The organism is Lactobacillus sp. HMSC08B12 (assembly GCF_001808415.1).
Lineage (GTDB): Bacteria > Bacillota > Bacilli > Lactobacillales > Lactobacillaceae > Lactobacillus > Lactobacillus delbrueckii.
On sequence record NZ_KV793184.1, the window covers coordinates 1 to 15,156 of the forward strand.

General features: G+C 49.3%; 11 protein-coding genes and 1 pseudogene. 4 read left to right on the forward strand and 8 right to left on the reverse strand.

Translation table 11 applies throughout. From position 1 onward, the window contains the following. Positions 1 to 401 precede the first annotated feature (401 nt). From HMPREF3168_RS06655 to HMPREF3168_RS06670, 4 genes and pseudogenes are all read left to right on the forward strand, one after another. The gene (locus HMPREF3168_RS06655; RefSeq protein ID WP_035161940.1) at positions 402 to 1,313 is read left to right on the forward strand and encodes a PLP-dependent cysteine synthase family protein; all 912 of its coding nucleotides are present in this window, start codon (positions 402 to 404) and stop codon (positions 1,311 to 1,313) included. A gap of 21 nt (positions 1,314 to 1,334) precedes the next feature. Beyond that, positions 1,335 to 2,519 carry a trans-sulfuration enzyme family protein gene (locus HMPREF3168_RS06660; RefSeq protein ID WP_003615419.1) on the forward strand — a complete coding sequence of 395 codons (1,185 nt, stop codon included), beginning with the start codon at positions 1,335 to 1,337 and terminating at the stop codon, positions 2,517 to 2,519. Continuing rightward, complete coding sequence (gene epsC, locus HMPREF3168_RS06665) at positions 2,485 to 3,042, forward strand: serine O-acetyltransferase EpsC (RefSeq protein WP_003615420.1); 558 nt, start codon at positions 2,485 to 2,487, stop codon at positions 3,040 to 3,042. Before HMPREF3168_RS06660 ends, epsC begins: the two co-directional genes overlap by 35 nt. Before the next feature lie 306 nt (positions 3,043 to 3,348). Then, a pseudogene (locus HMPREF3168_RS06670) lies at positions 3,349 to 3,702 on the forward strand (SDR family oxidoreductase); the annotation flags it as partial. Between the two features lie 873 nt (positions 3,703 to 4,575). Here HMPREF3168_RS06670 and truB read toward each other — a convergent pair. The 8 genes from truB to HMPREF3168_RS06715 all read right to left on the reverse strand — a co-directional run bounded on the left by truB (position 4,576) and on the right by HMPREF3168_RS06715 (position 15,154). Next, positions 4,576 to 5,472, reverse strand: a complete 897-nt coding sequence (gene truB, locus HMPREF3168_RS06680) for a tRNA pseudouridine(55) synthase TruB (protein WP_003615423.1) — start codon at positions 5,470 to 5,472, stop codon at positions 4,576 to 4,578. 50 nt (positions 5,473 to 5,522) lie between these two features. Then, a complete protein-coding gene (locus HMPREF3168_RS06685; RefSeq protein WP_002876717.1) occupies positions 5,523 to 5,885 on the reverse strand; it encodes a ribosome-binding factor A in 363 nt (120 codons plus the stop codon). A 12-nt stretch (positions 5,886 to 5,897) separates the two neighbouring features. Beyond that, entirely contained in the window at positions 5,898 to 8,375 is a 2,478-nt protein-coding gene (gene infB, locus HMPREF3168_RS06690; protein ID WP_070489280.1) for a translation initiation factor IF-2, read from the reverse strand. Between the two features lie 4 nt (positions 8,376 to 8,379). Further along, the gene (locus HMPREF3168_RS06695) at positions 8,380 to 8,691 is read right to left on the reverse strand and encodes a L7Ae/L30e/S12e/Gadd45 family ribosomal protein (RefSeq protein ID WP_035175270.1); all 312 of its coding nucleotides are present in this window, start codon (positions 8,689 to 8,691) and stop codon (positions 8,380 to 8,382) included. Next, on the reverse strand, positions 8,691 to 8,990 hold the full coding sequence (rnpM, locus tag HMPREF3168_RS06700; RefSeq protein WP_072551267.1) for an RNase P modulator RnpM: 300 nt from the start codon (positions 8,988 to 8,990) through the stop codon (positions 8,691 to 8,693). Before rnpM ends, HMPREF3168_RS06695 begins: the two co-directional genes overlap by 1 nt. Before the next feature lie 9 nt (positions 8,991 to 8,999). Beyond that, entirely contained in the window at positions 9,000 to 10,211 is a 1,212-nt protein-coding gene (gene nusA, locus HMPREF3168_RS06705) for a transcription termination factor NusA (RefSeq protein ID WP_003613719.1), read from the reverse strand. A gap of 19 nt (positions 10,212 to 10,230) precedes the next feature. After that, positions 10,231 to 10,707, reverse strand: a complete 477-nt coding sequence (gene rimP / locus HMPREF3168_RS06710; protein ID WP_050890297.1) for a ribosome maturation factor RimP — start codon at positions 10,705 to 10,707, stop codon at positions 10,231 to 10,233. A 109-nt stretch (positions 10,708 to 10,816) separates the two neighbouring features. Next, positions 10,817 to 15,154, reverse strand: coding sequence for a PolC-type DNA polymerase III (locus tag HMPREF3168_RS06715; protein ID WP_070489282.1), 4,338 nt, complete (start codon positions 15,152 to 15,154; stop codon positions 10,817 to 10,819). Positions 15,155 to 15,156: the final 2 nt, after the last annotated feature.

The window sequence follows — 15,156 nt, forward strand, 5'->3', positions numbered from 1 at the left end:
AGTGTTCAGTTTAATTTTACAATCGGCGTACTAGAAATTTCAACTATTTATCATGACTTTTTTATTTTTTAGTTCAAAAATGATTGACAGATGTCTCGAAATTGTGTATATTAATCACAATAAAAATTTCGGAGGTGTCATGATGAGTCAATCAATGTTTAATGCGATTGATTGTTGCTGTCGAACAACGCGTTTTTGGCGATGTTCGGCCTGTTAGCACTGACGTTTTTTGGGAAATCATGACCTAAAAAGAGTTCAATGTCCACTTGGCTGGAGTTGAACTAAGGGCGCGAAAATTCTGGATTTCAGAATTTCGCGCCCTTTTTCTATCTATTGCGGCCATTTTCCCTAGCATCCCGCCAGCTAAACACTGCTCCAAATGATTAGAAAGGATCTTATTTATGCTTATTCATTCCATTTCAGAACTGATCGGTCATACGCCACTGATTGATCTGCAAATCAACATTCCAAATCACAGTCACATTTACGCCAAACTGGAGATGTTTAATCCAGGAGGCAGCATCAAAGACCGCCTGGGCCAATACATGATTCAAGATGCGATTAATCGTGGTCAGATAACTGAAGGTGTAACAACAATTATCGAACCTACTGCCGGCAATACCGGAATTGGGGTTGCCCTTGCCGCTCGGCAACACCATTTGCCAACCATTCTGGTCGTACCGGAAAAGTTCAGTTTTGAAAAACAACAATTGATGAAAGCCTTAGGGGCAAAATTAATCAACACCCCCAGTGATCAGGGCATCAAGGGCGCCATTGAAAAAGCAGAAGCGCTTCACGATCAAACTCCTAACAGTTTCGTTCCAATGCAATTCAAAAATCCGGCCAACCCTGATACTTATTATCACACTCTGGCACCAGAGTTGCTTGACGACCTCAATGACCCAATTGACGCCTTTGTTGCCGGTGCGGGCAGTGGTGGGACATTTGCAGGCGTCGCTCGTTACTTAAAGGAGCAGAATCCGGCGACTCAAACCATCGTTGTGGAACCTGAAGGCTCAATTCTAAATGGTGGGCCTGCCCATCCCCATCGGACTGAAGGCATCGGTGTTGAATTTGTCCCACCATTTTTTAAAGATGTTCAAATCGACAAAACGTTAACAATTGCCGATGCCGACGCCTTTCATCAAGTTAAGGAGCTTGCCAAGAAGCAGGGATTATTCATTGGCAGTTCAAGCGGGGCTGCTTTGGCTGCCAGCTTAAAGGTTGCCAAGGCACTTCCCGAGAATAGTACCATTGTCACAATTTTTCCAGATAGCAGTGAACGTTACATGAGTGAAAATATTTATAATTAAAAATAAAGTGAGGTTATTAAAATGGAATTTGATACAAAATTAATTCATGGTGGTATTAGCGAAGATAAAGCAACCGGAGCAGTTTCGGTGCCGATTTATATGGCATCAACTTTTCATCAGCAAAAAATCGGTGAAAATCAATATGAGTATTCTCGTTCTGGAAACCCAACTCGAGAAGCAGTTGAAAAACTAATTGCCGAGTTGGAAGGCGGCACAGCCGGGTTTGCATTTGCTTCCGGTTCAGCTGCAATCGACACAGTCTTCTCAATGTTCTCCGCCGGCGACCATTTCATCATTGGCAATGATGTCTACGGTGGTACCTTCCGATTGATTGACGCCGTTTTAAAACGCTTTGGCATGACCTTTACCGTGGTTGACACCCGCGACCTGGCCGCTGTTGAAGAAGCGATTACGCCAAATACCAAAGCAATTTACTTGGAAACGCCAACCAACCCGCTTTTACGAGTAACCGATATTGCAGCGGTTGCCAAGATTGCTAAATCGCACCAAATTTTAAGCATTATCGACAACACTTTCTCCTCGCCTTACATTCAGCGACCGCTGGAACAGGGAGTGGATATTGTTCTTCACAGTGCTTCCAAGTATCTTGGTGGTCACAGCGACGTCATTGCCGGGCTGGTCGTCACTAAAGATGATCAATTGGCCGAAAAAATTGGTTACCTTCAAAATGCCATTGGTGGTATTTTGGCCCCTCAGGAAAGTTGGCTATTGCAACGTGGGATTAAAACGTTGTCTCTTCGAATGCGTGCTCATTTGGCCAATGCCGAAGCCGTCTTCAATTATCTATCAAACCAGCCACTTGTCAGCAAAATTTACTACCCTGGCGATCCGAACAACCCTGATTACGAAGTCGCCAAAAAACAAATGCATGGCTTTGGCGCAATGATTTCCTTTGAATTACAGGACGGACTGGATCCAAAACAATTTGTTGAACAACTGCACGTTATCACATTGGCCGAGAGTTTGGGGGCACTGGAAAGCTTGATCGAAATTCCGGCCTTGATGACCCACGGCTCAATTCCACGTGACATTCGGTTGAAAAACGGCATCAAAGACGAGTTAATTCGCCTTTCAGTCGGCGTTGAAGACCAAAAGGATTTGTTAGCCGATTTGGAACGCGGCTTCAATGAGCTTAAGAGGAGCGAGAAAAATGTTTCAGACAGCAAGGTCCATTCTCAAGCGTGATCCGGCAGCCCACAGTCTTTTAGAAGTTCTCTTAACCTACCCGGGGATTCGGGCCCTGTTTTGGTACCGAATCGCTCACTTTATGGCTTTTCATCGACTTTATACAATTGCCGGGTTCCTAAGTCAACATGCCGCCAAAGTAACCGGGATTTCAATTTCGCCGGAAGCCCAAATCGGTAAGCGCGTTTTTATCGATCACGGGATTGGCGTTGTGATCGGTGCCACTGCCGTGATTGAAGATGACGTCACTATCCTGCATGGCGTGACGCTGGGTGCCAGGAGGGCCGTTGAAGGTCGGCGACATCCCTATGTAAAAAAGGGTGCATTCATTGGTGCCAACGCCCAATTGCTTGTCACCATTACGATCGGCGCCTTTAGTAAAGTTGGCGCAGGGGCAATTGTCCTGAATAACGTGGCCGATAAAACCACAGTGGTCGGCAACCCTGCCCGAACCGTTAACAAGTTACCCGCTAAAGTCATTAACGTGACCTTCACGACAAACACGTCAACCACTAAAAATTAATAACTTACGAAAAACACCTTGATGAAAAGAGTTGCCAGTTGGCAAAAATATCATCAAGGTGTTTTTCGTATTTAACTATTGTGTCGAAAATAATTAGGGTCCGTCTGAAAACACATCAAATTAAGCTCAATTGGCGTTAAAAGCCAATTTTTTCTCGATTAAGATCGAATAATCATGAATGTAACATGGTAATTGCGTTACATCATGAGATTTCTGCTATCTTAAAAGTTAAGGAGGACTATTAAATTGCAATTTGCTAATGTGTTACGAAAAAGAAGAAAAGAACTGCACTTAACCCAACAACATTTGGCTGGATATGAAGCTTCTGCTTTGCAAAGTGCTTATTCTGTTTCAAAATTTGGAATTCGTGGCTTGACTCAAGCTGCGGCCAAAGAATTGGCAGTAGATAAAATTACTGTTAATGCTTATAATCCAGGAATTGTTCGCACAAAAATGCGAGATGCAATTGATAAAAAAATTGCAAAAATTAAACATGAAACAATAACGCAGCAACAAGCAAATTGTCTCAAAGAGATAGCGCTTGGTCGTGAAGCAAAACCTAGCTATGTAGCTGAAGTTGTGGCTTGGTTTGCTTCATCAGGTGCTGGGTATGTTACTGGACAATCACTTCAAGTTGATGATGGAATGAGATTTCATTAAAAAATATTTAGAATAAATAACTTAAACTTCCCACTTTTGTAAGTGGGAAGTTTAAGTATTTACAAATACGGTTGCACTTTGAGGTGCAAACATAACCAGCGTAGTTGAAAATACGGAGGTTACAAACAAGAGCATTTAGAAATACGGTTGTACCTTGAGGTACGCCCGTTAAGCGCACCCGATTCAGGGCCCGTGAAAACCTTTTTTTGGAGTTTCTGGAGCCTTCTAAAAGAAATATCCTGGCCATTGGTTGAATTGCCCTTTTGAAGCGCTTAAAGCGTGGGATGCTGGCACGAAATGGACTTTCTTAACCCCCCTAAAAGATAGGTACAAACAAAACAAGTTTTTCAACACATCTAAAAGGGAGCAGGCTCCTATTTTGCGTTGTACGCCAATTTAAAGGCCCTGGAGCGCTTGCTAACCTTCTTTAGTGTAAAGTGTACCTGGCTAGCGTTTCCGCCTTCTATTAAGGGAAATTTTGCTTCTACGGTTCCTTGTTTATTGTATCCCCGGAGCGTATAACATGTTCTATCGATTGGCCAGAAATTGGCCAACGAGTAAAACAACCCCCTGGCACAGGATTTAAGGAAGCAGTACCGATTTAGGGCCCCAACCACCCCAAAAAAGAGCATAAAAAAACCGCCTGCTTGACGCAAGCGGAGAAAGTAGAAATCACTACTTAAATTTTATCATAGATTGTCTTTAGCATCATGTTGAAGCCTATGGACGCATCCGAATCATTGCACCAAATATTGCACCGAATTTAGTAGCAACATTTTCTATTCCCTGTTAATCAGAGCTAGCTAGATTGGAGAGAATCCCGCAACGGCAAGGGTTGAGAAGCTTCTGGACTTGCCTAAAATTTGGCCCAAATTACTCATTACTTAAAAGCATTAAGTCCGGGCAGTAGAGACCTTGTACCTTGGCCCGGTAAATCGCTTTAACTATTTTATTATACCGCAAAGCGACCTTGTCTGCATCAAGAGGGAGTTTGATCCAGGCCCCGTTTTTAACCTGCTGCCATAAGGCAGCATCTAAATCAACTTGCTGGTAGTCAGCGAAAAAGCTGCCGATTGGCTGAATATAATCTTCAGCGTGATCCAAATTATCCGCCAGTTCTTCCAAAGTAACCGCGTCTTGGAGCTCGTAACCGGAACTGGCCGTCCGCCGCAGTTTGGTCATCACTGCCGGCAGGCCCAGTTCTTCGCCTAAGTCGTTAACCAGGCTGCGGACATAGGTCCCCTTAGAGCATTCAACTTCATAAGTAAAAGTCTGCCGGCCCTTCTCTGGGTCGAACTGACTTGGCGCCGTCAAGTCGTAGCGGAAAACCTGGACAGTCCGCTTGGGCCGCTCAACTGGGATCCCTTCTCTGGCGTATTCGTAGAGCCGCTTGCCATTTACCCTGACGGCAGAATAAATCGGCGGCTGCTGGACGATTTCCCCGGTCAATTTTTCCATTGCTGCTTTGATGGCCTGGTCACTGACTGGCTGAGACAAGGCTCTTTCCGCCAAAATCTTCCCCTCCAGGTCATAAGAGTCCGTGGCCAGGCCCAGCATCCCTTCACCAACATAAGCCTTTGGCCGCTCATGCATCAGCTCGATCAGTTTGGTTGCCTGACCCAAAGCAATTGGCAAAACTCCGGTGACTTCCGGGTCCAGGGTTCCGGCATGGCCGATCTTTTTTTGCTTTAAGAGCCGGCGCAGCTTATAAACCACATCCCCGCTAGTCATCCCTGCTGCCTTGTCGATTACGATAATTCCATTGAACATCTTTTTCTCCTCTTCTATAAACGCAAAAAAGCGCCCGAAGGCGCTTTTTGCTAGTTTTGGCGATCTTGTTCCTGCTTCTTCAAGTCAGCAAGCAAACGGTCGATCTTGCTGCCGTAGATCACGGACTGGTCCCGCTTGAAAATCAGTTCCGGAACCTTGTACATGGTCAAGCTCTGGCCGAGCAAGTGCCGCATGGTTCCCTTAGCCTTTTCCAAGCCGGCTTCCGCTTCCTTTTGCGCCTGTTCATCTTCAGTCAGCAGACTGTAGTAGACAGTCGCGTATGAAAAATCATTGCTGCACTCCACGGCGGTAAAAGTCACGTTGCTGACCCGGGGATCGCGGATGTTCTTGCGGATGATCTTAGTCAGTTCCCGCAAGATTTCGCCTTCAACCCGTCCTTTTCTGTGCTTCATTTCAGCCTCCTGTTAACCTGGCTTAACTTCCTGCATTTCGTAGGCTTCCAGTTCGTCGCCTTCCTTGATGTCGTTGAAGTTTTCAATGGTCAAACCACAGTCAAAGCCTGCCTTGACTTCCTTGACGTCGTCCTTGAACCGGCGCAGTGAGGCAACCTTGCCGTCGTACTTGACCACGCCGTCTCTGATGACCCGGATGCCTGATTCTCTGGTCACGTAACCGTTGTCAACAAAGGCACCGGCGATGGTCCCGATCTTGGAGACCTTCCAAGTTTCGCGGACAGTAAGGTTACCGATAACCTTTTCTTCGTAAGTTGGTTCCAGCATCCCTTGCATAGCGGCCTTAACGTCATCGATCGCCTTGTAGATGATACTGTAAAGGCGGATATCGACGCCTTCTTGGGCAGCCTGGCTCTTGGCCGTAGCTGTTGGCCGGACGTTGAAACCGATGATCAAGGCGTTTGAAGCGCTGGCCAGGGTAACGTCACTTTCATTGATGGCCCCGACACCGGAGTGGATAATGTTAACGCGAACGCCTTCAACGTCAATCTTTTGGAAGGATTGAGCCAAGGCTTCGGCAGACCCTTGCACGTCAGCCTTCAAAACGATGTCAACGGACTTCATGCTTTCCCGCTTCATCGTGTCAAAGAGGTTGTCCAGAGTAACGTGCTGTACGTTTTCCCGCTGCTTTTGCAGGGATTGCTGTGCCCGGGCTTCACCAACCGCGCGGGCAGTCTTTTCATCGGCAAAGACAACCAGCTTGTCGGCAGATTCCGGCACGTCGTTTAAACCAGTAATTTCAACGGGCATTGATGGCGTAGCCTTCTTGACCTGGTGGCCCTTGTCGTTGGTCATCGTCCGGACCCGGCCGAAGGTGTCACCAACAACGATTGGGTCACCGACCCGCAGGGTACCCTGCTGGATCAAAACGTCGGCAACTGGCCCCTTGCCCCGGGACAGACGGGCTTCAACAACCGTACCGATCGCCTTTTGCTTCGGGTCAGCCTTCAGTTCCAGCATATCGGCTTCAAGGATGATGTTTTCCAAAAGTTCATCAATCCCCATCCCGGTCTTGGCTGAGATGTTGACGAAGATAGTTGAGCCGCCGTAGTTTTCCGGAATCAGTTCATACTGCATCAATTGTTCAGTAACGTGGGCAGGGTTGGCGCCTGGCCGGTCCATCTTGTTGATGGCCACAATGATTGGAACGCCCGCACTCTTGGCGTGGTCGATGGCTTCGATAGTCTGCGGCATAACCCCGTCGTCAGCGGCAACGACCAAAACGACGATGTCGGTGATTTCCGCCCCGCGGGCCCGCATGCTTGAGAAGGCCGCGTGGCCTGGAGTGTCCAGGAAGGTGATCAAACGGTCGTCGATCCGGACCTGGTAGGCCCCGATGTTCTGGGTGATCCCACCGGCTTCGTGTTCAGAAACCCGGGTGTGACGCAGACGGTCCAGCAAGGTAGTCTTACCGTGGTCGACGTGACCCATGATAGTTACGACTGGCGGACGGACAACCTGGTTTTCAGAGTTCTTGGACTCTTCCATTTCCTGGGCAAAAATATTGTCGATGTCGGAAATGTCTTCATGGACCTTTTCAACAGCTTCGATGCCGTAGTCAGCAGCCAGCAGTTCAATGGTGCCCTTGTCCAAAGACTGGTTCTGGTTGATCATGATCCCCAGCATGAAGAGCTTCTTCACGATTTCAGCTGGCTCCCGGTGGAGGATCTTGCCCAGGTCTTGGGCGTTCATGCCAACTTCGTATTCAAAGCTTTCTGGAAGTGGACGGTCCTTTCTTTGGGTAACCTGCTTCTTAACTTGCGGAGCAATTTGGTGCTTCTTGTTCTTGCGCTTGCGCTGTTGACTGCGGTCGCTATTTGCCCCTCTGCCTTGGTTAGCGTAAGAGTTTTGCCCCTTGCGGCCTGGCTTGCCGCTGGTTCTGCGGCGGCCTTCCTTGTTTTCCGGCATTGGCGCTTCAGTGAGGCTTGGCCGGGAACTTGGCCGGCGAGAAGATGAAGGCTTGGCAGCAGGCTTTTCACTGTTTGCCTGGTTTTGCTTCAAGCGGGCTGGGGATGGCTTCAAGATCTTTGGCCCACGGACCTTTGGTGCTTCAGCTGCGGTTTCAGCTGGCTTTTCAGCACTTTCGACCTTCTTGACAACCGGCTTGCTTTCGCTGGCCGCAGCCTTGTTCAAGGACTTCTTGTATTCCTGCTTAGCAGCCTTGCTTTCCTGGTCCAGATGGACTTCGTCAGCCCGCTGCTTTTGCTTGAGGTCCTTCAGCAAATCCTGGGCAGCTGGCCGGCGGCGCTTGCTGTGGTCGTTAGAGTGGTTGTTAGCCCGGCGGCGGGTGTTTGATCTCTTGCCCTCAGTCTTCTTTTCGCCCTTGCGAATAGCACTGACTGAAATCTTTAATTTACCAGACTTGCCGCTGGTTTTCTTGTTATCCATGCCCAATTCCTTTGAAGTTTCGTTTTCTTGTTTCTTGGTCATTAGATCACACTCCTTCTTTAATCTTATCCAGCAAGGTTTTCGCAAAACCACGATCTGTTAATGCCAAAACTTTGCGTTTCTTACCTACAGCCTGACTGAGTTCAGCTTCCGTAAAGACGTCGACCAATGGCGTTGGGTGGGCCTTTAAAGCAGCTTCAATCTCGCCGCGGCTGTTTTCTGATAAATTATTCGCGATGATAATGCACTTAAGCTTGCCCTTCTTCAATTTGGCCAAAACGATGTCCGTGCCCGAAACGGTCTTCCCCGCCCGGGTGGCCAAACCAAGTAAATTTAAGGCTTTCTCTCGGTTGTTAATTATTTTTGATCACCAAATAATTCTTTTCTTGCCTTCTGGTGGTCCACGTAAGCGAAGAGCTCGTCGTAAAATTCATCGGCTACCTTCACGCCCAAACTGCGTTCCAGCACCTTTGACTTTCGGGCGGCGGCGATCTTCTCCGGTTCTAAGGAAACATAAGCGCCGCGGCCCGGCTTCTTGCCGCTTGGATCAACAGAAACATTCTTTTCCTTGTCAACGACGATTCTGACCAAATCCTTCTTCGGCTGCATCGTATCGGTCAACAAGTCCTTCCGCATGGGGATTTTTCTCTTTTTCAAGGAAATCACCTATTCTTCATCATCAAGATCCAGGTCTTCTGCATCTTCAGCTTCTGTATTTTCATCAGCTTCAGTCGCTTCAGCTTCTGCTTGGTCATCTGCTTCTTCAGCTTCTGTTTGCTGGAGATCTTGATCTTCTGCTACTTCAGTTTCATCTTCTACTTCGCTTTCGTCAACAAATTCGACTTCGGATTCTGGCCGGATGTCGATCTTGTAGCCAGTCAAGCGGGCGGCCAGGCGGACGTTTTGCCCTTTCTTGCCGATAGCCAGGGAAAGCTGGTAGTCCGGCACGATCACGAAGGCTTTCCTTTCATCGTCTTCGTCTTCAAACTGGACAGCGATGACTTCAGCCGGGTTCAAGGCATTGGCGATGTAGTCAGATGGGTCTTCTTCGTACTGCACGATGTCGATATTTTCCCCGCCCAGTTCGTTGACCACGTTCTGCACCCGGCTGCCGCGTGGGCCAACACAGGTACCAACCGGGTCGATGTTCGGGTCGTTGGACTTAACGGCAATCTTGGTTCTTTCGCCGGCTTCCCGGGCGATGGAGATGATTTCAACGGTCCCGTCAAAGATTTCCGGCACTTCTTGTTCAAAAAGCCGCTTAACGACATCCGGAGCGGTCCGGGAAACCCGGATTTGGGCTCCCTTGCCGTCAGCACCGACCTTGGTGACCAGGACGCGGACCCTGTCTTGCGGGTTGTAGTGTTCACCTGGAATAGTGTCACGCTTGATGTCCATAACTGCCTCAACATTGCCGATGTTGACGTAAACGAAACGGTTGTCAGTTCTTTCTACTGTCCCGGTGACCAGTTCATCTTCGTATTGGGAGTATTCGTTGACGATGTGGGCATTTTCCGCTTCCCGCAGGCGCTGCATTACGACCTGCTTAGCCGTAGCTGCCGCGGTCCGACCGAAGTCCTTTGGGGTAACTTCGAACTTGATCGTGTCGCCGACTTCGTATGCCCGGTTGATGGCCAGGGCATCCTTTAAGCTGACTTCCACCCGGTCGTCTTGCACTTCGTCAACCACCGTCTTCAAAGCCATGACCTTAAAATCGCCCTTCTTTTCATTAAAGTCGATTTCGACATTTTCCGCTAGGCCGTAGTTCTTCTTGTAGGCAGCGGCCAAAGCAGCCTTCATGGCTTCAACGATAACGTCTTGTTTGATACCCTTGGTCTTTTCCAAGACGTCAAAGGCTTCCAGCATTTCTTTTGACATAAGTTTTGGATCACTCTTTCTAAAATTCGATTGCAAAACGGGCGCTGGCGATCTGCTTGCGCGGAATAGTCAGCTGCTTGCGCCGGGTCTTGATCTTAATTTCCAGTTTAATCTCCTGGTCGTCCAGGTCAAGCAAATGACCTTCAAAGACCTTCTCGCCTTCCAATTTCTGGTAGAGGCCGACATGGATGTACTGGCCCTTGGCCTTCTCCCAGTCCTGCTCCTTCTTGATCGGTCTTTCCAGGCCCGGTGAGGATAGTTCCAAAATATACGGGTCTGGCAGCGGATCTGGCTGCATTGAGTCCAATTTCTCTCCAACCAACTCACTCAGCTCCGCAATCGTTTCGATGTCAATTCCGTTTGGCTGCTTGTCCACGTAGATTCGCAGATAGTCTTGACTCTTTTCCTTGACGTATTCCAAATCAACAAGTTCACAGTCATGACCGATAATGACCGGTTCGATTGCTTCTTGGATAGGTGTTAAGTTTTTGGGCAAAATTTTCCTCCGTAATAAAAAGAGTGAGCATCGCTGCTCACTCGAATTTACCATATTCGATCTAAAAAAGATTATAACAGAATTTTCCCTACTTGTAAATAAGAAGCTCTTAGAAGAGGGAAAGTTGGTTCTGGTCAGGCATCCCCTCTAAGACATTGTTGTTTTCAAAGAAGTCCATGATCTTCTGGGAAACCTTGCCCCGGACCTGCAGGTCTTCTTTTGACAAAAATGGCGCTTCACTGCGGGCAGCCACGATCTGCTTGGCCGCGGAGTCACCTAAGCCATCAACGGCATTAAACGGCGCCAGAATGGTGTGCTTGTCCACGATCTTGTAAGTCGTAGCTTCAGACTCGTTGATGTCGACCATCTTGAAGTTGATCCCCCGCTCAATGGCTTCGTTGACCAGTTCCATGTAGGTCTGCAGGTCCTTTTCCAGCTTGGTCGCTGCCGTCCCTTTTTCCTTGTTCCGGTTGATCAAGGCCACAACCGTGTTCTTGCCCCGGCTCATGGCTTCCAGGTCGACCTTGTCGGCTCTGACTGAGAAGTAAGCGGCATAGTAGATCTCTGGATAGTAGACCTTGAACCAGGCCACCCTGAGAGCCATCAAGATGTAGGCGGCCGCGTGGGCCTTCGGGAACATGTACTTGATCTTCAAGCAAGACGGAATATACCAGTCAGGAATGTTCTTGTTTTCCTTTAAGACGGCCATGTTCTCATCAGAAATCCCCTTCCCCTTCCGGACAGTTTCCATAGTTGAAAAGGCGACTTCTTCCTTAACTCCCCAGTGGATCAAGTCAGTCATGATGTTGTCCCGGCAGCCGATCACGCTCTTTAACTTGCAAGTGCCGTTGTTGATCAGTTCCTCGGCATTGCCCAGCCAGACGTCCGTCCCGTGGGACAGGCCGGAAATCTGCAGAAGCTCGGCAAAAGTCGACGGTTTGGTCTCTTCCAGCATCCCCCGGACAAAGGGGGTCCCGAATTCCGGCAGGCCCAGGGTCCCGGTCTTGGAATTGATCTGCTCTGGAGTAACGCCCAGGGCTTCCGGGCTGGAGAAAAGGGACATGACCTTAGGGTCATCAGTTGGAATCGTCAAAGGATCAATCCCGGACAAGTCTTGCAGCATTCTGATCATGGTCGGGTCCTGGTGACCCAGGATGTCGAACTTCAAGAGGTTGTCGTGGATCTGGTGGAAGTCAAAGTGGGTCGTCTTCCATTCCTTGGAGATATCGTCTGAGGGATACTGCAGGGGAGTCAGTTCATAGATGTCCTTGTCATCCGGCAAAACGACGATCCCGGCCGGGTGCTGGCCGGTCGTGGCCTTGACCCCGGTAACCCCGATGGCCAGGCGGTCAACTTCCGCGTTGTTCATCTTGATTTCCGGGTGCTCGTCTTGATAGTGCTTGGCATAGCCAATCGCCTTTTTATCAGCCAGGGTACCTACGGTGCCGGCCTTAAAGGAGTGGTTTGGCCCAAACATAACTCTGATGAAATTGTGGGCAACTGGCTGGTAGTCACCAGAAAAGTTCAAGTCGATGTCGGGCACCTTGTCGCCATGGAAGCCCAGGAAGGTTTCAAATGGGATGTTCTGCCCGTCTTTAACCATCATGACCTGGCAGTCAGGACACTTTTTATCCGGCAGGTCAAAACCGGAGGCGTATTCGCCGTTTTCAAAAAATTCTGACTGCTTGCACTTCGGGCAGCGGTAGTGAGGCGGCATAGGGTTGATTTCAGTGATCCCCATCATGGTGGCAACCAGGCTGGAACCGACGGAACCCCGGGAGCCAACCAAGTAGCCGTCCTTAACTGATTTGGCCACCAGCATCTGGGAAATCAGGTAAACGACCCCGTAGCCGTTACCGATAATGGCATCCAGCTCCCGGTCCAGACGGGCCTGGATATTGTCCGGCAAAGGATCACCATAAAGTTCGTGGGCCTTGTCATAGGTCAGATTGCGTACCCGTTCAGCCGTATGCGGGATCTTTGGCGGGAAGCTTTCGTCTTGAACCGGCTGCACTCCCTCATCGATCATGGCATTGATCTTGTTCGGGTTGCTAATGACCACTTCTTTAGCAATGTCTTCGCCCATGAAGCTGAATTCATCCAGCATCTCCTGGGTGGTATAGAAGTGCAGGTCAGGGTGCTGCTTGTTGCGGTTTGGGTTACCCCTTTGGGCAGCCAGCAATACGTCCCGGTAGATGGCTTCATGCTTGTCGATGTAGTGGGCATCGCTAGTTGCCACGACCGGCTTGTTCAGTTCCTTGCCCAGCTTGTAAATATTGGTCAGAATTTCTTCCAGCTGGGCTTCATCAGCAATCAAGCCATCGGCAATTAAGCTGGAGTAGTTTGACGGCGGCTGGATTTCCAAAAAGTCGTAGAATTCCGCCTTCTTTTTGGCTTCTTTATAGCCCTTCTGCATCATGGCAATAAAGACTTCCCCCTGGCTGCAGGCAGACCCGTACAAAAGGCCGGCGTGCAGGCGGCGGAGTTCTGACTTAGGGGTTCTCAGCCCCTTGAAGTTGTATTTGATCCCGGCCAGAGAGACCAGTTCATACAAATTCCGCAGGCCTGGCTTTTGGTTCTGGGCTAAGACCGTAATATGGGTCGGCCGGGCCCGCTTGTAGCCTTCCCCGTTGCTGTAGTCGTTCATCTTGCCCAGGTCATCTTCCTGGTACTTGTCGTTAAAGGCATCCAAAAGCTTGAACATCAGGTAGCCGGTTGCTTCAGCGTCCTGGTTGGCCCGGTGGTGGTGCTCCAGGGCCACATTGTACTTGCGGCAAAGCGAATCCAGAGTGTGACGGGACTGTTCCGGGTGCAGGAGACGGGAAACTTCCAAAGTGTCGACGACCGGCTGGCTGATTTCTGGATAACCGCAGCGCTTCAAGGCCGCATCAACAAAGCCCACGTCAAACTGGACATTGTGCCCGCAGAGCGGGTCATTGCCGTAAAAGTCCATGAACTCCTTAATTACGACAGCTTCGTCGTCAGCCGCCTGGATCATCTCGTCCGTAATTGAAGTCAAGTTAATCGTAGTTTCAGACAATGGATGGTGAGGGTTGATAAACTTGTCAAAGCGGTCGATAACTTCACCGTTTTTCATCTTGACCGCCCCGATTTCGATAATCGTATCGTAAACAGAAGACAGACCGGTCGTTTCAACGTCGAAAATGACGAATTCCTGGTCTTCATACTTCATGCTGGCGGGGTTTAAAACCAGCAGGCCGTGGTCTTCAACCATGTTGGCCTCCAGGCCCATGATGACCTTCATCCCGGTCTTTTTGCCCGCTTCAAAAGCATTCGGCAGGGCCTGCAGGCCAGCATGGTCAGTGATGGCGACGGCCGGTTGACCGAACTTCTTGGCTGTCTTGATGATGTCTGCTACATCGCTAGTCGCGTCCAGCTGACTCATGTTGGTGTGGACGTGCAATTCCACATGCTTTTCTTCACCTTGGTAGGCTTCTTGCCGGCCCACGTGCTCGGTTAATTCCATGCTGTAGATGTTGAAGATCAAGTCATGGGCATACTGGTCATCCTTAAGGCTGCCCTGCATGCGGATCCAGACACCAGGCTTAATGCCTTTCAAATATTCGATTTCTTCTTTGTCAGAATCACGGACGAACTTCTTAAAAGAAATAGAACCGGTATAGTCAGTCATTTCCCCGTTAAAAATAAAGGAGCCCGACCGCAGTTCCTGCATTTCCGCCTTGAAGACATGGCCTTCGACAACCGCGCTGCGCTGGTCTTCTGACAAGTCTTTTAGCTGGGTAATCTCTGCCTTATCGCTGATGGCGCCTGGGCCAAAACTGGTCTTCTTCCCCCGCCGGCCCTGGTAGCTGGGCCGGGGAGCTGGCTTTGGCTTGGCCGGGGCCTGCTGGAAGGCTTTCTGCATGTTCTTCTCATGAGCTTCCACCAGCTGGGCCAGGCTTTCAAAGTCACTTTGCCCGCCCTGGTCAGTAACTTCCATCAAAAGCTTGACGTTAAAGAAACCGTAATTGCGCAGCTCTAAAGAGAAGCTGTCCAAGAGCCGCTGCTCCAGCATCTTGTCAAAAAGCTGGCCATTGATTGGAATAACCCAGCGGCCACTATCTTCATGGGGCGCCTGCCCGACCAGGAAGTTCTGGGCTGCCGGATTGGCGGACAAGACTTCTGAATTTTCAACCGCGTACTGCCAGTAGTCTGGCAGGTATTGCTGCTGGCCATCAGCCGTTTCAACTATGAGCCGAGTATCAACAAAGTCATTAAATTCATGCTTGATTGCCTGGTTCAAGGCATTGTAGCTTTCAAAACGCAGTGGAGTAGTAAAAAAAACGTGGATATCCCATCTACGTTCTTTTCTGTAGACATCCACGTTTTTTATCTCCCCTGCCTGTAAAACCGCTTCGTCAGCTGCCCCTGCCGAAAAGCCGACTTGTTTTAACAATTTGAGAAAAAGTTGGTTTTTATCAGTCACGA

Bases quoted from the DNA above. Each gene is read 5' to 3' on its own strand.
- HMPREF3168_RS06660 (WP_003615419.1), top strand. From the start codon at position 1,335: ATGGAATTTGATACAAAATTAATTCATGGTGGTATTAGCGAAGATAAA.
- truB (WP_003615423.1), bottom strand. From the start codon at position 5,472: ATGTTCAATGGAATTATCGTAATCGACAAGGCAGCAGGGATGACTAGC.
- nusA (WP_003613719.1), bottom strand. From the start codon at position 10,211: ATGTCAAAAGAAATGCTGGAAGCCTTTGACGTCTTGGAAAAGACCAAG.
- HMPREF3168_RS06685 (WP_002876717.1), bottom strand. From the start codon at position 5,885: ATGAAGCACAGAAAAGGACGGGTTGAAGGCGAAATCTTGCGGGAACTG.
- infB (WP_070489280.1), bottom strand. From the start codon at position 8,375: ATGACCAAGAAACAAGAAAACGAAACTTCAAAGGAATTGGGCATGGAT.
- HMPREF3168_RS06655 (WP_035161940.1), top strand. From the start codon at position 402: ATGCTTATTCATTCCATTTCAGAACTGATCGGTCATACGCCACTGATT.
- epsC (WP_003615420.1), top strand. From the start codon at position 2,485: ATGTTTCAGACAGCAAGGTCCATTCTCAAGCGTGATCCGGCAGCCCAC.